General features: G+C 39.2%; 15 protein-coding genes. 9 read left to right on the forward strand and 6 right to left on the reverse strand.

Annotation, left to right across the window (positions count from 1 at the left end; genetic code table 11):
- The first annotated feature begins 469 nt into the window (after positions 1–469).
- Both AC4IFO_RS05260 and AC4IFO_RS05265 read left to right on the forward strand, forming a co-directional pair.
- A complete protein-coding gene (locus AC4IFO_RS05260; protein WP_490732398.1) occupies positions 470–1,564 on the forward strand; it encodes a fatty acid desaturase family protein in 1,095 nt (364 codons plus the stop codon).
- A 404-nt stretch (positions 1,565–1,968) separates the two neighbouring features.
- On the forward strand, positions 1,969–2,913 hold the full coding sequence (locus AC4IFO_RS05265) for an ATP-grasp fold amidoligase family protein (protein ID WP_490732400.1): 945 nt from the start codon (positions 1,969–1,971) through the stop codon (positions 2,911–2,913).
- Between the two features lie 61 nt (positions 2,914–2,974).
- Here AC4IFO_RS05265 and AC4IFO_RS05270 read toward each other — a convergent pair whose 3' ends face one another.
- Positions 2,975–4,117 carry an MFS transporter gene (locus tag AC4IFO_RS05270; protein ID WP_490732431.1) on the reverse strand — a complete coding sequence of 381 codons (1,143 nt, stop codon included), beginning with the start codon at positions 4,115–4,117 and terminating at the stop codon, positions 2,975–2,977.
- Between the two features lie 577 nt (positions 4,118–4,694).
- Positions 4,695–6,341: a propionate catabolism operon regulatory protein PrpR gene (gene prpR / locus AC4IFO_RS05275; protein ID WP_490732402.1), complete on the reverse strand. Its 1,647-nt coding sequence runs from the start codon at positions 6,339–6,341 to the stop codon at positions 4,695–4,697.
- A 195-nt stretch (positions 6,342–6,536) separates the two neighbouring features.
- On the opposite strand from prpR, the gene prpB reads away from it, so the two are divergent.
- Genes prpB through AC4IFO_RS05290 form a run of 3 tightly spaced genes read left to right on the forward strand, consistent with a single transcriptional unit; the run spans position 6,537 to position 10,109 of the window.
- Positions 6,537–7,421, forward strand: a complete 885-nt coding sequence (prpB, locus tag AC4IFO_RS05280) for a methylisocitrate lyase (protein ID WP_490732433.1) — start codon at positions 6,537–6,539, stop codon at positions 7,419–7,421.
- A 56-nt stretch (positions 7,422–7,477) separates the two neighbouring features.
- Positions 7,478–8,641, forward strand: a complete 1,164-nt coding sequence (gene prpC, locus AC4IFO_RS05285; protein WP_490732404.1) for a bifunctional 2-methylcitrate synthase/citrate synthase — start codon at positions 7,478–7,480, stop codon at positions 8,639–8,641.
- Positions 8,642–8,654: 13 nt separating this feature from the next.
- Positions 8,655–10,109, forward strand: a complete 1,455-nt coding sequence (locus AC4IFO_RS05290; protein ID WP_490732406.1) for a bifunctional 2-methylcitrate dehydratase/aconitate hydratase — start codon at positions 8,655–8,657, stop codon at positions 10,107–10,109.
- A 114-nt stretch (positions 10,110–10,223) separates the two neighbouring features.
- Here the strand turns inward: AC4IFO_RS05290 and AC4IFO_RS05295 are convergent, their stop codons facing one another.
- Both AC4IFO_RS05295 and AC4IFO_RS05300 read right to left on the reverse strand, forming a co-directional pair.
- Positions 10,224–11,264: a galactose-1-epimerase gene (locus tag AC4IFO_RS05295; RefSeq protein ID WP_490732408.1), complete on the reverse strand. Its 1,041-nt coding sequence runs from the start codon at positions 11,262–11,264 to the stop codon at positions 10,224–10,226.
- 245 nt (positions 11,265–11,509) lie between these two features.
- Positions 11,510–12,439 (reverse strand): cation diffusion facilitator family transporter, encoded by a 930-nt coding sequence (locus tag AC4IFO_RS05300; protein WP_490732410.1) that lies wholly within the window; start codon positions 12,437–12,439, stop codon positions 11,510–11,512.
- A gap of 299 nt (positions 12,440–12,738) precedes the next feature.
- Here AC4IFO_RS05300 and AC4IFO_RS05305 point away from each other — a divergent pair, with 299 nt between their 5' ends.
- Positions 12,739–13,176: a universal stress protein gene (locus AC4IFO_RS05305; RefSeq protein ID WP_490732412.1), complete on the forward strand. Its 438-nt coding sequence runs from the start codon at positions 12,739–12,741 to the stop codon at positions 13,174–13,176.
- Between the two features lie 42 nt (positions 13,177–13,218).
- Here the strand turns inward: AC4IFO_RS05305 and eco are convergent, their stop codons facing one another.
- Positions 13,219–13,695, reverse strand: a complete 477-nt coding sequence (gene eco, locus AC4IFO_RS05310) for a serine protease inhibitor ecotin (protein ID WP_490732435.1) — start codon at positions 13,693–13,695, stop codon at positions 13,219–13,221.
- 267 nt (positions 13,696–13,962) lie between these two features.
- Here eco and AC4IFO_RS05315 point away from each other — a divergent pair, with 267 nt between their 5' ends.
- The 3 genes from AC4IFO_RS05315 (at position 13,963) to AC4IFO_RS05325 (ending at position 16,477) form a co-directional block, all read left to right on the forward strand.
- A complete protein-coding gene (locus AC4IFO_RS05315) occupies positions 13,963–14,175 on the forward strand; it encodes a DUF465 domain-containing protein (protein ID WP_490732414.1) in 213 nt (70 codons plus the stop codon).
- A 213-nt stretch (positions 14,176–14,388) separates the two neighbouring features.
- The gene (locus AC4IFO_RS05320) at positions 14,389–14,754 is read left to right on the forward strand and encodes a nitrous oxide-stimulated promoter family protein (RefSeq protein ID WP_490732416.1); all 366 of its coding nucleotides are present in this window, start codon (positions 14,389–14,391) and stop codon (positions 14,752–14,754) included.
- A gap of 901 nt (positions 14,755–15,655) precedes the next feature.
- Entirely contained in the window at positions 15,656–16,477 is an 822-nt protein-coding gene (locus AC4IFO_RS05325; RefSeq protein WP_490732418.1) for a helix-turn-helix transcriptional regulator, read from the forward strand.
- A gap of 190 nt (positions 16,478–16,667) precedes the next feature.
- On the opposite strand, the gene AC4IFO_RS05330 is transcribed toward AC4IFO_RS05325, so the two are convergent.
- Positions 16,668–19,787, reverse strand: a 3,120-nt coding sequence (locus tag AC4IFO_RS05330; protein ID WP_490732420.1) for a hypothetical protein, incomplete at its 5' end; no start/stop codon positions are given.

The raw sequence follows: 19,787 nt of genomic DNA on the forward strand, positions 1-19,787 counted from the left end.
GCTCTTAATTTGGCTTAAGTTGGAAATTAAACCTAAAATATCCGCATCCTAAAGTAGGATAAATGATAACTTATATTTATAGTTAATAAGTCAAACAGGTCTGATCACTTTTTATGATACTTTATTACAGACAGACATAACTTTCCTTGTTACCTTACTCACATGGACTTTCCTCTACACGGATGTAGGCATTCCCCACTTAAAATATCAGAATAACCTCGTTCATTATCTAGACAGTCAACTCAATTACTTCAATTACTCTAAACAGTTAATTTAATTATTAAAAAAATATATTAAGCACAGTTTGCAAAATTTTATTTTATTCTAAAAATAAAATAATCCATTATATTTGTATTTATTTAAACCTATAGGAATAAGTCTAAATTACCCCTTGTTCTCATATATATTTTGCTGCCTCTTAATAAGAGGCGATATACTCCTAGCATCGGTAACGCCACAGAGAACAATGATGCCCCCGACTAAATTTGAACTGACATTTTCCAATGCTAACGAACAGCATTTTCATGCAGCTTTAAAGCAAGCCAGTCAAGATTATCTAAAAAGTAAACAAGATCATGTATATGCGAGCAAAACCGATATTGCTGTGATCATCATTTTATTTGCTATCGCAGCATTGTGTTATCTCCCGACGCTGTATACTTCATCCGTATTAACCTACAGTTTATCCTATTTTGTTTTTGTCCTTCTCATTATGTTCCTCAATGTGATTGGCCAACACGATGCTTGCCATAATACCTTATTTAAAAAGAGCTGGAAAAATCGGGTATTTGGCCGCCTAGTTACCTTACCTTTAGGGTTAGAACCTGAGTTTTGGCGTACCCGCCATGTTCATTATCACCACCATTTTGCCAATATTGAGAATTACGATTTAGATACCGAAGAAAATGGTATTTTCCGCCAAACACCATTTCAAAAGTGGCGACCCGTCATGAAGTATCAGCACATTTATTGGCCATTTGTTGCTTCATTTTCGTTAACCTGGATTGCATTGGTTTTTGATTGGTCGGATAGAGCAGGTAAAACGCGCCTAAAAGACCAAAACGTCCTAACCGGAAAAAAAGGTTGGGCACTTTTTATTGCCAGCAAAATTGGCCATTTATTGTTGATGTTAGGTTTACCTTTATTTTTTGCTCATCATCATGGAATTAGCTTAACCGCTATTTTTGTCACTTATATTTTGAGCCAAATGATTGCCTCCGTTTTTGTTATTTATTTACTTTTAGGGACGCATTGGGCTGAAACTGAATTCTTCATTGCTCCAGAAGATAAGCAAATAAAACATGGATGGTACCACCATAACTTTGTTACAGCCTGCGATTGGCTCCCCACTCCACACTGGTTGTGGCGTTTAACTGGGGGTCTTAATTACCACCTAACTCATCACCTGTTCCCTAATTGGCACCACCGCCATTACCCTGCTTTAGCTAAAATTTTAGGGGAATTAGCTTCACAACATAACATGCCTTATCGCTGTATTCGTTATAACGAATTAGTCGCCGCACAAATCCGCTTCTTAAAAAAAATGGGTGAAAAACCACTCTAAAAGCTACCTCACTGTATACACGAGGCTAAATACAGTGAGGTAATGTTTATATTTAAACAATGACTCAATGAACTAATTATTTAAATGTTATTTACCCTTCAAAATAAATCCTTAAGGTTTATTGCTTAGCAATCTGGTACGCTTTATAAAACAAATCCTATATTATTCCTGACGAATAACTAAAACGTTTGATTATATTATTGATATAAATTTAAGCAAAAAAAGCACAATATCTATTAACTTATATCTTATTTATGTTTTGTTTACTTTTTATTTATTAAGGAATTATTAAATTCACTATTACATCTATTGATGCTCTATTTAAGTTATTCAAAATATAATTCATACATAAAAATAATATTTCTAAACTACACACTACATTTTATAGAATGGTTGAAACTCGCATGAAAAAAGCAGAGTACATTATAAAGAAACTACGCACATTTATTATCAGTGATAAGCTTTATCTTGCTAATAAGTTTACAAAAAAACTAAATTATCGCCCTGATTTTAAAAATCCTAAAAGCTTTAATGAAAAGGTGAATTTTAGAATGCTGCGTGATAAAAATCCACTGTATACACAGCTTGCAGATAAACTCGCCGTCAGGGGTTACATTAGCCGAACCATTGGCGAAGAGTATTTGGTCCCTATTTTAGCCACTTATCGTCATGCTGATGAAATTGACATCGCTGCGCTTCCAGAGCAATTTGTGCTCAAATGTAATCACGACAGCGGCAGTAGTGTAATTTGCCGAAGTAAAACCAAATTTGATTGGCAACACGCTAAAAGTAAATTGTCATTTCACTTATTGAAAAATCTTTATTACATTACTCGTGAACGCCATTATAAAAATATTTCACCTCACATTATTTGTGAACAATATATTGATTTATTTGCTAATAAAAATAGAAAACTCGTCCCTGAAACCTGCCGTATCCACTGTTTTTCAGGTAAACCCGTCTATGCAGAAATAGATTATACTGATGAGTCAGGCGAAGAATTTATCAATATCTATGACATCAACTGGCAGCTACAACCCGTCACTTTTGGCTACCCAAATATGCTAGAACCAGTACCAGAGCCACCACTGTTTAAAGAAATGCTGCGCTTAGCTGAAATCCTCGTTACGCCGTTCGATTATTGCCGGGCTGACTTTTTGATGTCTGATGAAAATACCCTGTATTTTAGCGAGCTGACCTTTGCGCCTAACGCAGGTAGAACAGAAATCGCCCCATTATCGTGGGACTTCAAACTTGGAGAACATTGGGAGCAACGCATTACCCAATCTGCGGGCTATACGCCTCTCGAAGGCGCCTTATCAACTATCTCCGCGAATAAGAAAAAGTAACATGCAGAAAAAAGGCTCTGTGAAATCACAGAGCCTTCATAAACTATTTTAACTCAAACAGTTAATTGGCCAGCACGCTCGCTTTACGACGCAAGCTAGCAATTAACATATAAATTGCCGTCACGAGCAACACAATAAAGAAGAAATCCACTAAACCATTATGTTGACTTAATAACGTGCCGGCTGCGATTGGCCCCATGGCAGAACCAATGCTATAACTAAACAGCATAACTTGTGTTGCAGCGACAATGTAAGATGAATCTAGATTGTCACATGCTAAAGTAATTGCGATTGGGTATAACGCAAATGAGGACATACCTAATAAGGCTAATGCCACAATCATCACCAAGTAGTCGCTAGAGATGTAAATAACGCCCATCGCGAATACCCCTAAAAGAGATACCATCGCTAACAACAAAGTCTTACTCATCAAGATGGAAAGCTTGCTAACAACTGGTTGGATCAACATCCCACCCAAAATAATTGAGGCCATCAAAACCCCAACTTGGTCAGTCGTAAATTGATCTTTCTTCAATGATAGTGGCATCAACCCATAAATCGTACCCATGGTGATACCTGAAACCATACATCCGATAATTGCAGGTTTACTTAATCGCGCAATTTTTTTCAACGACAATTTTTGATGCGACCCGCTATCTGGCTGCCCTTGGCGAACTAATAAAGGCGGCATTACAGCTAATAACAATAAGCCCAATACAACCATAAAAGGATAGGCACCTTGGGTTCCAATCACACCAATCGCGAGTTGCCCTAACGTTGTCCCGCCATATAATGACGTCATATAAAAGCTTAAACGCTTAGCTCGCTCTTTTGGGCTATCGCCAATCAGTAACCAAGATTCAACCACAACAAAGATACCCGCAACCGCGATACCTGCAACTAAACGGTTTGGTAACCAAGCTTCAATAGAAGCTGCCCATGGCAAAACAACAACCGTTGCGGCTAGCATTAATAAAAAGCCAATAAAAGAGAGGCGATGGCCAATTTTGGCAATCACGGGCTCAATAAGCATTGAACCAATTAATAAACCGATATAGTAGGCACTTGCTAACCAGCCAGCGTATTGCGTATCAATCCCAAAGCTCCCCATTGATAATGGGATTAAGCTCATTAAATAACCCGATGCAATAGCAAAAATCGTTAACCCAGCGACGGGAACGAATGCATTATCGCGTTTGCGCATGATAGTAGTGGACTGATTCACGCCCCACTCTCCAACAAATAAAAATAAATAATATGCGCTGCAACTACATCGTAGAATACGACAAGGCTGTGTTCTCAAAAAGGAACACATTTCGGCGATTAGTGCAGTAGTAAAATATAAAAATAAGACTGATTTGAGCGCAATATAGAACGTTCAATCACTAAGTTAAAATGAGAAAATCTAATGGTGACTAGTAAAATAATTTATGTGAGAAAAATCACGTTTTTCCTGAAGGCGAGTTTAGATCAATAACCATAGAAAAAATGCATTAAATCATTTAAAATCAATAAAATAAAAACAAACACCCATGCATTTCCTTGTTACACTTTGATACAACTTAAGTCATATGACAATCGCCCTAAAAGTGCTCAATGGCAAAATAATTTATTTATTATTTTTATCTTGCCATCTCATGAATGCTAAAGGCCTTTTTGGCTGATAGTTCAAATAAAATAAATTAATTCGTACTTTTATTAATTTATTTCTTTTTTAATCAGAAATGCCTAATAGCGCATTTCGTTTATTGGTTATTTTCATCATGATTTATCTGCTAGGTTTATTCTAATGAAGAAAGACGCCGCCACAGTGTTGTTCTGCTAATTCCAAGGTATTGTGCTACCGCTTTACGGTCACCATTAAACCTTGCCATCACGTCAGTAAGTGACTCCTCACTCTTATTGCAAGCTGCATCATAGCTATCTGTAAACCACTTACGTTCAGGGGACAAACTCATTAGCATCCCTTCGCTAATCGCTTTTTCAGGGTGTGCGCTGCAATAGAGTGCGACTCGCTCCATTAAATTACGTAGTTCACGCACATTCCCCGGCCATGTGTAATTTAGAAAAAACGGGCGACAGCTTAAAAGTTGTTGCACACGAAATTCAGGGAGTGGTAATACCAACCCAGCAAAAGCCAATTTTAAAAGTCGCTTCGCAAGAACAAAAATGTCCTCTCCGCGCTCATTAAGCGTGGGTACTTGCATCCTAAGTACCCCTAAACGATAAAAAAGATCAGTACGAAATCGCCCATTCTTCACCCAATCATCTAAATGACAGTGGGTTGCACAAATCACGCGGACATTGACCTGCAAAGGCTTATAACCGCCAATTCGTACCACAGAGCGTTCTTCCAACACACGTAAAAGTCGAGTTTGTAACGCTAGCGGCATTTCACCTATTTCATCTAAAAATAACGTTCCCCCGTGGGCCATCTCAAATAAACCCGCCCTTCCACCACGCCGTGACCCCGTAAACGCCCCTTCTTCATAACCAAATAATTCAGCTTCCAATAATGTTTCAGGGATGGCGCCACAGTTAACCGCCACAAATGGCATTTTCTGCTTGCTGCGTTTATGTTGATTAAATAAGGTAAATTCGTGATGGATTGCTTGTGCGACCATTTCTTTCCCTGTACCACTTTCACCTTGGATAAGCACAGTGGCATCCGATCTCGCATATAGCATAATCGCCTGTTTGACCTGCTCCATGGACAATGATGAACCAATGAGGTCGTTGATTGTATAGCGAACCTTAGGAGGTGTAACCTGCACATATTTATCTGATAAATGACGGTTACGGTGAGACATGCGACTTAGCTCAATGGCGTCAGTAAATGCCTGTCGGATAGTTTGTGTGGAATAAACAAAAATCCCTGTCATGCCCATTTCATCCGCCAAATCCATAATCAACCCCGCGCCAACAACCACGGTGATCCCCATCGCTTTTAAGGCCTTAAGCTGCGCACGTGCATCTTCAGCGGTCACATAGCTACGTTGTTCAATTTGCAATGCAAAACGTTGCTGAAAATCAGTCAAAGAGGGAATGATGTTTTTATAATTAATAATTCCAACCTTATCACTGATTTCTCGCGCTTTAGCGAGCGCCTGCATCACATCAAACCCACTGATATTAACAATGATGACAGGAACAGAAACATGGCTTTTCAGGTAAGCACCGTTAGAACCCGCGCTGATAATCGCATCACAATGCCCCTGTTTTAGCCTTTCTCGTACCATTTCAGCCGCTTGTTCAAACCCCAAATTCAACGGTGTAATTTCGGCTTGTTCACTGAACTCAGGGCTAATATCACGAAAAAGAGTGAATAGCCGCGAAACAGAGACTGTCCAAATAATCGGTTTTTCCATCTGTTTCACTTCCTCTTTGTTATGTTTCAATAAATGTTTCAAATGCGTTTCAATTAACATTAGTGTGTTTCAATGAAACATGCTAATCACGAATAACAAATTTGTTTTCCTTATCACAATTTTTTATTTTTTTAACCTATTAATTTTTAACGCTTTATTATTGATGTTTATGTCTATGCTAATTGGCATGGCAATTGCTATATGGCTATAGTTACCTTAATCAACCAACAATTTATTAACAATCGAGAGGCCACTATGTCATCTATTCCTGCCGGACAAAAATTCCGCGATGCTGTCGCCCAAGAGTCCCCCCTTCAGTTAGTGGGGACCATCAACGCCAATCACGCCCTTCTTGCTCAACAAGCTGGCTACAAAGCCATTTATTTATCGGGTGGCGGTGTCGCCGCGGGCTCATTAGGTATGCCAGACTTAGGGATTTCTACCCTAGATGATGTGTTGATTGATATTCGCCGTATTACTGATGTTTGTGATTTACCCCTGATGGTCGATGCCGATATTGGTTTTGGCCCATCCGCCTTTAATGTTGCTCGCACCGTCAAGTCATTTTGTAAAGCAGGCGCGGCAGGCTTACACCTTGAGGATCAGGTCGGTGCGAAACGTTGTGGTCATCGCCCTAATAAAGAAATCGTCTCGACGCAAGAAATGGTGGATAGGATCAAAGCCGCGGTCGATGCCCGTACTGATGACAGCTTTGTGATTATGGCTCGCACAGATGCGCTCGCCGTCGAAGGCCTTGATGCAGCACTTGAACGTGCTCAAGCCTATCTAGAAGCAGGCGCGGACATGTTATTCCCTGAAGCGATTACTGAGCTGTCTATGTATCAACAGTTTACCAAAAACACCCCCGCCCCTGTTCTCGCGAACCTCACCGAATTTGGCCAAACCCCATTGTTTACCTTAGATGAACTTCGCAGCGTCGGTATCGCGATTGCACTTTATCCGTTGTCAGCCTTTCGTGCGATGAATAAGGCCGCAGAGCAGGTCTATGCTGCGATACGCCATGAAGGCACGCAGAAAAGCGTTGTCCCCTTGATGCAAACACGTGATGAACTATATCAAAGCATTCATTACTACAATTACGAACAAAAATTAGATGCCCTATTTTCGCAAAAAAAATAATAGGCACGTAGGCAGCACCAAGTTGAACCTCCTCTAGCCCCTACAAGGATAATACGATGAATGAACAACTTAGTAGCACTGAAACATCACAGTTTAAACCTAAAAAATCCGTTGCACTCTCAGGTGTTTCCGCAGGGAATACAGCCCTTTGTACTGTAGGACGTAACGGAAATGACCTGCATTATCGTGGGTTTGACATCCATGATTTAGCAACGCAATGTGAATTTGAAGAAGTTGCACATTTACTGATCCACGATAAGCTTCCCACGCAAACCGAACTCACCGCCTATAAAGAAAAACTGCAATCCTACCGTGGGTTACCTGCGAGTGTGAAACAAACTTTAGAATCCATTCCCGCCAACGCACACCCAATGGATGTCATGCGTACAGGGGTTTCGATGATGGGCTGTGTACTCCCCGAAAAAGACGCTCACCCATTTTCAGGTGCCAAAGATATTGCCGACCGGTTATTAGCCTCATTAGGTTCAATGCTGCTGTACTGGTACCACTTCAGCCATCATGGCCGACGCATTGAAACGCAAACTGATGACGACTCAATTGGCGCGCATTTTTTGCATTTGTTACATGGTAAAAAACCGCCTGCTCAGTGGGAAAAGTTCATGCATATTGCTGCAATTTTGTATGCAGAACATGAGTTTAACGCTTCAACATTTGCCGCTCGTGTTATTGCAGGAACGGGAACAGATTTTTACTCCGCAATGACCGGAGCAATAGCCGCTTTACGGGGGCCGAAACATGGTGGGGCAAATGAAGTCTCATTAGATATTCAGCAACGCTATGCTTCAATGGATGAAGCGGAGCAAGATATCATTGCTCGCATTCATAATAAAGAGGTCATCATTGGCTTTGGTCACCCCGTTTATACCCTTGCCGATCCACGCCATCCCATCATTAAATCTGTGGCATTACAGTTATCCGAGCAAAATTTAAATCGCCATTTATACAGCATCGCCGACCGTATCGAAACGGTAATGAGGCGTGAAAAAAGCATGTTTCCTAATTTAGATTGGTTCTCCGCAGTGGCCTATCACCTCATGGGCATACCCACGGCGATGTTCACACCACTCTTTGTGATGGCGCGGACTGCGGGTTGGTCTGCCCATATTATCGAACAGCGACAAGACAATAAAATTATTCGTCCTTCTGCCAATTATATTGGGCCAGAGAATCAATTATTCACTCCGATAGAACAGCGTTAATAAAGGTAAAATAATGACAACACAAACCGTGAGTTCTCAAAAAATTGAATTTGATAGCGTGATCAGTGACATTGTTGATTATGTAATGGATTACCCGATTGTTTCTGAATTAGCTTACGATACCGCTTATCATTGCCTGCTTGATACATTAGGCTGTGGAATGGAATCGTTAGAATACCCTGCTTGTAAAAAACTGTTAGGCCCAATAGTGCCAGAAACCATTGTCCCTAATGGCACTAAAATTCCGGGCACACAATTTCAGTTAGACCCCGTTCAAGGTGCCTTTAATATTGGTACAATGTGCCGCTGGCTGGATTTTAATGACACTTGGCTTGCCGCAGAGTGGGGACACCCTTCCGATAACTTAGGGGGCATTCTTGCTACTGCGGATTGGTTGTCTCGGGAAAACTTAGCCAAAGGTAAAAAACCTTTAATCATCAAAGACATATTAACAGCCATGATTAAAGCACACGAAATTCAAGGGTGTATTGCCCTTGAAAATGCTTTTAATAAAGTGGGGCTCGACCATGTTATTTTAGTCAAAGTCGCCTCAACCGCAGTCGTCGCACAGATATTAGGTTTGAGCCGCGAACAAATCCTCAATGCCGTTTCCCAAGCGTGGATTGATGGCCATAGCTTACGTACATATCGCCATGCGCCAAATACAGGCTCGCGAAAATCGTGGGCAGCTGGAGATGCAACCTCCCGTGCTGTTAGGCTCGCCTTGATGGCGCAAAAAGGGGAAATGGGCTACCCAACTGCATTGACCGCCAAAACCTGGGGGTTTTATGACGTTTTATTTAACGGTCAACCACTTAGCTTCCAACGCCCTTATGGCTCCTACGTTATGGAAAACGTACTGTTTAAAATATCTTTCCCTGCTGAGTTTCACTCACAAACGGCCGTCGAAGCGGCATTACAACTTCATCAAATATTAGCGGCAATGGGTAAAAGCGCCGATGATATCGCGTCTATTGCGATCCGCACCCATGAAGCCTGCATTCGCATTATTGACAAAACAGGCCCACTCAATAACCCTGCTGATCGCGATCATTGCATTCAATACATGGTGGCTGTGCCATTGATTTTTGGCCGGCTGACTGCGGCTGATTATGAAGATAACATTGCTCATGATAGCCGAATTGATGCACTTCGAGCCAAAATGCACTGCCATGAAGACACGCAATTTACCGCCGATTATCATGACCCAGATAAGCGTTCGATTTCCAATGGACTCACCATTACCTTAAATGACGGCCAAATACTGGAAGAAGTGGTGATTGAGTATCCAGTCGGCCATAAACGCCGTCGTAAAGAAGGGATGCCGTTGTTATTAAAGAAATTTAGGATTAATTTGGCAAGGCAGTTTCCTGAAGCGCAACAACTGCGTATTCTTCAGGCGTCACTCGATAAACCGATGCTAGAAAAAATGCCAGTTAATGAGTATATGGATTTATTTGTGGTTTAAATTCTACTCATCTTTAATACGAAAACGCCGCTAGATTGCGGCGTGAGGTTGTTGACAAAGCAGGATAAAAGCGCGGTTTTTCCTGCTTTGTGTTATCAGCCGAAAATCAATAAATTAGAAAATAAATTGATAGCGAGTTTGGCTAGTGTAAACCTGCTGTGCTTTCGCAATACTTGTATACAAATCGCCCCATTGCGGGTGATTAACTGCATCAGGCGGAAACTGTGTCTCTAAAGCCACACCTGAATATGCCGTATAAATTTGGCTTTTTCCTGCAATCGCAAACAATTGATTGCCACTATAAACTTGCATTGCAGGCATAGTCGTGGTGATTTTCATCTGCACATCACCATCAGGCGAGCCTAGTATTGCTGCTGTTTGCTGGCCATCAGCAATACCACTATTGAAGATAAACGTATGGTCATACCCGCCAACTGCGGCTTGTACCTCATCCTGTAAAAAATCTCGCCCAATGCGTTTACCTGCACGAAAATCAAAATTCGTCTCTGTCACATCCCGCCACTCCCCTGTCGGGAGGCCTTCTGCGGTGGTAGGTAAAAACGTATCTGCTGCTATATGCAAATCATGCTCAAACGCAGTTCGAGTCGAATCTTCCCCTGCAAGGTTAAAATAAGTGTGATTCGTCAAATTCACTGGGCAGTCTTCCGTTGACTGGTATTTATAATCAATAATCACTTGATTATCTTCCGTTAGCTCATAGCTTACCTCAACCAATAATGTCCCTGGAAAGCCTTGATCGCCCGCTGGCGAAGTCAACGAAAAAACTGCTTTGCACGGGTTTGGCTGAATAATTCCCCAAATTCGATAGCTAAAGTTGTCTTTTCCTCCATGCAAGCAGTGTCTGCCTTGATTATTAGAAACAATGTATTGCTGGTCATTTAACGTAAACCGTGAGCCACAAATGCGGTTTGCAACTCGTCCGATGGTCGCGCCAAGGTAAACACCTTGCTCCATCTGTTTCGCCATATTAGGTGATCCTAAAACCACATCTCGCTTGCCACTTGCTAAAGGCAATATGCAACTAACCCAACTTGCCCCCAGACTTGTGAGTAAAATTTTCATTCCATTTTGATTGGTCAGAGCGATAACTTTTGGCGATCGGATAGTATGGCGTTGTTCTTGAGTAAACCGCATTTTTTCCTCAATATTCAATAGTAATCAATTTAATGAAGGGCTTAATTTTTAATATTTGCAACACAGCCCCTTCAGCGTGAGCAAAAAAAGTTGTTCCAAACTGCAACAACAAATTGATTTTCCACTGGTTGCGTATCGAGTGCAATAAAATATTGCAGAGTTTGGGCTTGATGATGTAAATAAAACAAATAACCGAGCAATATACAAAACTCGGCTATTTATGAAACTTATTAATAACAGGTTGGTTAGTGTTTGGTATTTTTATCGTAAGGGTCAAGGTGAGTCATAACATCCAAAATTTGCGGGTTTTCCATGAGTTTTTGTCGAGTTTTCACTGCAATGTCATGACCTTCAGTGATACTCATGTTTCCATCAAGCTCTAAATGCACATCAACTAATAGAAAATCCCCTGATTTACGGGTTTTTAAATCATGGTAACCTGATAATTCATTAACATTATCGAGAACATCGCGGATTTCTTGCAATGTTTCTTCATCAGCACCTTTATCCATTAGATCTTGCATTGATTGGTTGGTAAATTTAAAGCCCATCCGAAAAACAAATGTTCCCACAATTAATGCCGCAAGCGGGTCAAAAATACGGAATCCACATAAGCTCCCTACAATACCAATAGCGACAACTAAAGAAGATGCGGCATCAGACCTGGCATGCCATGCATTCGCAACTAACATACTCGAATTGACTTTCTTTGCCACGTGCAACATATAACGAAATAAACCTTCCTTTGCGACTAACGCTATCAAAGCCGCCACTAATGCAATCATATGAACTTCAGGGATCAAATCAGGGTTGAGCAGTTTCTCAATGGCAGACCACACCATTCCCACCCCAACAATCAATAAAATAATTCCCAAAATTAATGATGCCCCATTTTCATAACGAAAATGCCCATAAGGATGGTCTTCATCGGGTTTTTTGTGGCTCTTTTTATTGGCGATTAAAACAACAAAATCCGCGATTAAATCAGATAATGTGTGTATCCCATCCGCAATCAAGCCCGATGAATGAGAAAATATACCAATAATAATCTGCCAAATTGATAAAAGCGTATTAACTAGCACACTGATCAATGTGCTCTTCTTCGCTGCCTTAAATTTAGCTTGTTGAACCTCAAATTCTTTGCTTGGCTTACTGACGATTTCATTTTTATTCATAACATCATTTCTTTAATGAAAAACAAAATAATTATCATTTAAATAATCTTTTAAATCAACAAGTTAAATGACCGATAAAATAATAGTCGCACATTAACGGTTAAATGTCTCATCATAAATTGTAACCAGATAGCGTAGATGCAAATGCCTATTCTTTACTTTTTGATTACAAATGCGCTCATTATTTAAAATATCGATAAATGAGCACTTAATAGCATTTCTCCCAGCTTATTTAACTTATAGTATATAAATAGTGAATTGCTATAATCGATTTCAAATAACATATGGATGAGGTGGCTATGTATAAAAAAATTCTAGTTCCTATTGATTTGTTAGAGGATGAACTGAATCAGGACATCATAAAACATGTTGAAGCCTTAGCCATGTTGGGCGCACCTGAAATTCATTTTTTATCCGTCATTCCGAGTGTTGAATTATTCTTTGGTATTGAAATTGCTGTACTGCCTGAAAGCCAGAAAAACTCAGCAGAACGCTCAATTTTGGCGATGCGTGCGTTAGAAGAGATAATTAAAGATATTAAAGTGCCAGATAAGCAAATTAGTTGCAAAGTTAGCATTGGTTCAGCAAAAGATGAAATCTTGGATTATGCACAAGAAATTGATGCGGATTTAATTATGGTAGGTTCACACCACCCAAGCACTTCAACCTATTTATTAGGTTCAACCGCGTCTGCTATTGTTCGCCATGCAAAAACATCGGTCTTTGTGATCCGCTAAAATACAGGATAAAAAATGCCGCTAATTAGCGGCATTTTTTATTTATTTTTTGGTGGAATCAATTAGTTTATCGTCTGTTGACCAAATACGATACTTTACATCCATATCGGCAGGTGCATAGACTACGATTGGCAGTTTGCTGTTATAGCGAACAAATGCATCATCACCTAATTGAGTGGTAATAAAGCGGTCTTCAGCTGGCTTAGTGCAAGCCATCATCGTTGATGCAGGCCCTTTAATTTCATCCAGTTTATAGTAGTCGTAGCCCCAACCATCTAAGGTTTTCTTATCGAGATCTCCCATAAACCATTGGTGGTTGCAATCTGCTTTAATTGTTTTACCAATGACCAGCTCAACCATGTAATTATTTTCATTTTGCTGGTTCGCGAGTTGAATCACATGACGAGTCATTCCTGATTCTGCTTTTGGATATGGCGCGATCTTTTCCAAGTCCTCCGTTGCTACTGCACAAGATGAGACAAGTGCCGCTGCCATTACAGATAAAATCGCTTTCTTCATCATTTATTCCTATTTCAAAAGAGAAAATCAATTAAAAACTCTAGGTTCCACTACATAGTAAGTCAATTACACTACAATTATCACTATAGATGATTCTTAATTACAAAAATATAGGTTTCCCACAGTAGATAGACGTAATAATACTTAATTTTAGTATAAGGATCATAAAAATGATAAAAATTATGTAAATTACCCGCTAATTTAATGCACAAAATATACGCACTGATTATACTAAATTTGAGGCTTAATACATTCTGAGGAGGTAGTATGTTATCAGCAGATCAAGATTTAGTTTCAAAATTAGTATCTACACATCCCCGTTTTCAAATGCTATATGAAAAGCATCATCAACTCGATAAAGAAATCAGTAAACTCGAAGGCCCTTCTGGCGCTGGCTACAACGAGCATGTAGTCAAACTAAAAAAAGAAAAATTACATCTTAAAGATGAAATGCAAAAAATAATGCAATCTAGTCTGTAACCTATTAAAGATAGACTCAATAAGTTTATCTGTTTATTGAGTATCCAAGTGGTTTCAGTTAAAGAGGGTAACCCACCGGTTAACCCTCTTTTTCATTATCCCTAAATTTATTGAACTCTATCAAAGAATATCTCGTTAAGCCCTCATAAGCTTTCTATTGAAACCAATAACATGTATATTAAATGCATGTTACCTTTTAAACATGGAGGCATCATGGCTGGTAAACGAATAAATCGGGAAATTAAAACGATTGGAAAAATGATTAATATCTATGAGAAAGCACACCCAGCTGCCAATGACACCCCTGATTATTATCAAAAACTTTTCGCCTATGCCGTTAATCGCTTAGAAAAATGCCGTTATGGGGAAGCAAAACCAGCCTGCAAGCAATGCCTTATCCACTGTTATCAACCGAAGATGCGAGAACAAATGAAATTAGTGATGCGCTGGGCGGGCCCTAAAATGTTGATACATCATCCAATACTCGCCATTCGGCACTTACTGGATGATCGTAAACCGGTTCCTGAGCTCCCATCTAAATCCAGCAATCGCTCAGCAAGAGATCGTGAGACACAATAATAAAAGAAGATTTAACCGATAAAAACAGTAACACCAGCATAATCCTCATATCTCTAAACGGAATTTCCAGCTTAATATAATATAAGAAAGCTTTATTTTTTTTAACAAGGTGCGTTGAACAACTAAATGTTACTATCCAACTGTTTTATTAGTATTTTTAAAATCACCATTCATTTTCCTACAATCGATGATTTTAAGAATGTAATGACTAAACCTGAATACCCTTGACTCAAAGTGATTAAAAAGCGAACAAATAAAAAATAGTAACCCAAAATAACTAATTACTAAAATCTATATTTATACTACCTATTAAAACCATTAACACCACCTATCAATTAAAAATAGAGACTTACATCTCATTATTAAGCTATTTAGCACCATCTTGATAAAAATAAATAATCATTAGGATTAAATAAACAAATAACTTGAGTAAATAATCATTAAATACATAAGAATTATTTATAATAATTATTTTTTACGAATATTATCACAATTATTAACATGGTAATAAAACCCATAATTACACTAAAAATGATGAACACGTTTAAAAACAAAAATAAACACTGATTATGTGTAAAAAAAACAAAAAAATTTACATCCAACATCCACAGCTGAATTAGAATAAAAAACCAAATGTTACCGATAACTACAGAATATTATAAAATAAGGGTGCAGCGCAGAACGGTAAAAACGATCCTTTTGAGTGTTTAGCTCGAAAAAACCATGTTTTGAAACATTTATTTATATTTAAAATTACAAAATGACACATAAATAATCGATTTATATAATTTCAACCATACAAGTAATGTCCATTTTTTATATCACTCAGCATTCTTTTTCTGATATTTAATTTTGACAATAGAATTTTAATAGTATGAATATGATTATTTAGGTGACTATCATGCAAATCAAAAGCAATTCAAATCAACAAGTTATTAAAAGAATGTCGATCGATAAAGACATGCCTCATACCATTATCGATTTGGCAACTAAAGGCCTTATTATCGTTGAAAAGGGAAATTTATTACTAGAAACCCCTGCAAATGCACAAGTTTTAAATGAAGGGGATATCTTATACCATAAACAAGGTTCTTATTCGTTCCAAACATCAGACCTTGCTACCAACTGCCAATTACTTTGGATTGCATTGGACGATAATTTTTTACGTGAGTTTATCACTGTGCATGGTTCAAAATTGAGCGAAATAGAACGTTTTGAAGATACGTCATCCGATATCATCAAGTTTACGTCATACCCTTTAATCGATGATATCAAAAATAGCTTAAACACGTTTATTGATCATGAATACCCTGAAGTCGTCGTTTCATTACGTGTCAGCGAATTATTATTACTGCTATCTTATAGCGAACAAGGCTCTGTATTGCTCTCGAACTTTAAACAACTAAGCAACCGCCAAGCAGCACGTTTGCAGCTTTTTATGGAAAACAATTACTTAAAAGAATGGAAGTTAAGTGAATTTGCACGTACGTTTGGCATGGGACTGACAACATTTAAAGAGTTGTTTAATACCGTTTATGCAACATCGCCACGCTCGTGGATTAGTGAGAAGCGCATTATGTATGCACACCAATTATTGGTAAATACAGCGATGAGTATTGTTGAAATTTCAATGGAAGCTGGTTTTTCAAGCCAATCTTACTTTACACAAAGTTACCGAAAACGTTTTGGCTACACACCGAGTAAATCAAGAATTACAGCTTGATAACTCCGAATAAATGAGCATAGACACATGCCCTGTCAGTTATAGAAATTTCTGATTTAACTATAATCTGGCAGAAAGGCAGCCAAAAAACCTATCTTTATCACTATTTTCACAGCTAACTCTTCGTCATAAAAAAGGCAATTTGCCTTGATGACAAATCGCCCGTTCAAAACCTAAATGACTTTTTCGGTTATTTGACTTTCATAATCTTCAAATCAATGATGGACATAGAGTTTGGCGGTATTTCACCTGGAATCCCCTCTACCCCATAACCACCTTCTGGCTTAATGTAGACTTTCACCATTCCGCCTTCCCCTGCTCGTTCAACAAACGAATTCAACGGTGTTGGCAGTTCATTATAAGGCAGTGTCACTGGGTTTTTATCGGTATACATAACCGTTACCGTCCCATCCGTTAGCTGCTCTCGCATAATAAAGGTGATATCTTTCTTTTTAACATCACTAATCGGCGTACCACGCTGAATAATTTTATAGTATGTATTATTATCCAGTTTGCTGTATTTTTGTGCCGTAATATCTTGAATTATCTTCTGATTTTTCTTAGCATTCTCTTCTGCGACCACTTTAGTATCTTTACTTGGTGGCACACGCCCTGCAAGCCCAGCACTTGAACCCGTTTTGCCTTTCGCTTTTAGCGCAATATTTTCATCTTGTAACTGAGTAATACGGCGATTTAAGTCCATAATTTGTGACTTAAGCCCTTCATCACTCGAGAAAGACTTTTGTGCATCTAACTCTGCCTGTAATTTTTTCAATTGCTCCTGAGCCGACGCTAATTCTTTTTGTGCATTAGTCGCAGAGCTAAGTTTTTGAGCATCTAATTTCAGGGCACTAATTTGTTTATTTGCATCAGCAAGCTGTGACTCAACCTCAGCTTGTTTTTTAGATTTCGCTGCGATGTCACTCTCTAACTTACTAATTTGTGTTTCTTGTGCTTTCGTTTGTTTAACAAACTCCGCATTTTGCAGCTCTAATTTTTTCTTTTCATTTTCTTGTGACGCTAACGCATCTTGAATAGATTTTTTCTCTGAATCTAACTTACCTAACGCATCTTCTTTTTGTTTCAGCTGCGCCAATTGTTTATTCAGATCGGCAGTTAAAGCTTTCACTTGCTGATCACTCGCCTGCCCAATTAAAGTCGTTTGTTTTTCAACATCTTTTTGTAATTTTTGCAGATCTGTATTTGCTTTCGCTAACTGTTTTTGTGCTGTAGCAAAGTTTTGCTCATTTTGGGCAAGTGCGCTTTGAAGCTGCTGTTGCTGCTTTTGACTTTCAGTATATTGTTTAGAAAGTGTATTTTGGGCAGCTTGGTGCTCTTGTAGTTGCTGCTTAGCCGCAGCAAGCTCCGACTCTAACGTAATTTTCTGAGCAACTTTAGCGGATTGCTCGACAAGTGACGCTTGGATTTTATCTGCTTGCTGCGTTTTTTCTTTCAATTGCGCAGAAAGTTGCTGATTTTTTTGCTCTAATTCTTTCGATGTCGCTTGCTGTTTCGTTAGCGCATCTTGCGCTAAACGGCTATCTGTCTCCGCTTTCTTCAAACCATCTTCTTTTTGCTTTAACAGTGCGATCTGTTTATTTAAATCGACGGTTAATGCTTTAATTTGTTGATCCGTGGCTTGGTTCATTAATGCAGTTTTAGTTTCTATATTCGCTTTTAACGTTTTAAGCTCTGAATTCGCGGTATTTAATTGCTCTTGTGCGGTGACATAATTTTGCTCATTTTTCTGAAGTAATGCTTGTAATTCTGCTTGTGTCTTTTCACTATCAGCAACTTGTTTGGCTAAAGAGCTTTGTGCACTTTGGTGCTCTGCCAGCTGTTTTTGAGCCAATGCTAACTCACTTTCTAAACTAGCTTTGCCTTCTGCTTTAGTTGTTTGAGCAGATAATAACGCTTGAATTTTATCTGCTTGCTGTGATTTTTCCGCTAATTGAGCTGCTAATTGCTGATTTTTCTCAGTCAATGTTTTCTCTGTTGCTTGCTGTTTAGCTAATGCATCACGCGTTGCTTGGCTTTCTGCTTGGGCTTTTTTCAAGTCCGCTTCTTTTTCTTGCAATAAGGCAACTTGCTTATTAAGGTCGAGTGTTAGTGCTGCGACTTGCTTATCATTCGCCTGTCCCATCAATGCAGTTTGCTTTTCAACCTCTTTTTGCAGTTTTTGCAGGCCTGCATTGGCTTTATCCAACTGCCCTTGTGCAGTTGTGAAATTCTGTTCATTTTGGCTTAATTTAGCTTGTAAATCAGCTTGTTGCTTTTCACTGGCGGCTAATTGCTTCGCCAATGTATTTTGCATTGATTCATGTTCAGCTAATTGTTTTTTCGCCGTCGCTAATTCGCTTTCTAACGCAGCTTTATCCGCCGCCTTCGCCGTTTGTGTGGCTAATGCCGCTTGAATTTTATCAGCCTGCTGTGATTTTTCCGTTAACTGCGCCGCTAATTGCTGGTTTTTCTGCTCTAGCTCTTTGGCCGCAGCTTGCTGTTTTGCTAGCGCATCACGAGTTAATTGGCTGTCCGCTTCAGCTTTTTTCAGCCCATCTTCTTTTTGTTTCAGCAACGTAATTTGTTTATTTAAATCCGCCGTGATGGCTTTAACTTGCTCATCGCTGGCTTGATTTAATAATGCTGTTTGTTTTTCGACATCTTTATGCAGTTGTTGTAAATCCGCATTAGCTTGCTGCAACTGTGCTTGCGCCGTGGCATAATTTTGTTCGTTTTGGCTTAATTTAGCTTGTAAATCAGCTTGTTGCTTTTCACTGGCGGCTAATTGCTTCGCCAATGTATTTTGCATTGATTCATGTTCAGCTAATTGTTTTTTCGCCGTCGCTAATTCGCTTTCTAACGCAGCTTTATCCGCCGCCTTCGCCGTTTGTGTGGCTAATGCCGCTTGAATTTTATCAGCCTGCTGTGATTTTTCCGTTAACTGCGCCGCTAATTGCTGGTTTTTCTGCTCTAGCTCTTTGGCCGCAGCTTGCTGTTTTGCTAGCGCATCACGGGTTAATTGGCTGTCCGCTTCGGCTTTTTTCAGCCCATCTTCTTTTTGTTTCAGCAACGTAATTTGTTTATTTAAATCCGCGGTGATGGCTTTAACTTGCTCATCACTGGCTTGATTTAGCAATGCCGTTTGTTTTTCAACATCTTTACGCAGTTTCTGTAAATCTGTATCAGCTTGCTGCAATTGTGCTTGCGCCGTAGCATAATTTTGTTCGTTTTGACTTAATTTAGCTTGTAAATCAGCTTGTTGCTTTTCACTGGCGGCTAATTGCTTCGCCAATGTATTTTGCATTGATTC

Source organism: Providencia sp. UF-224 (genome assembly GCF_058245955.1).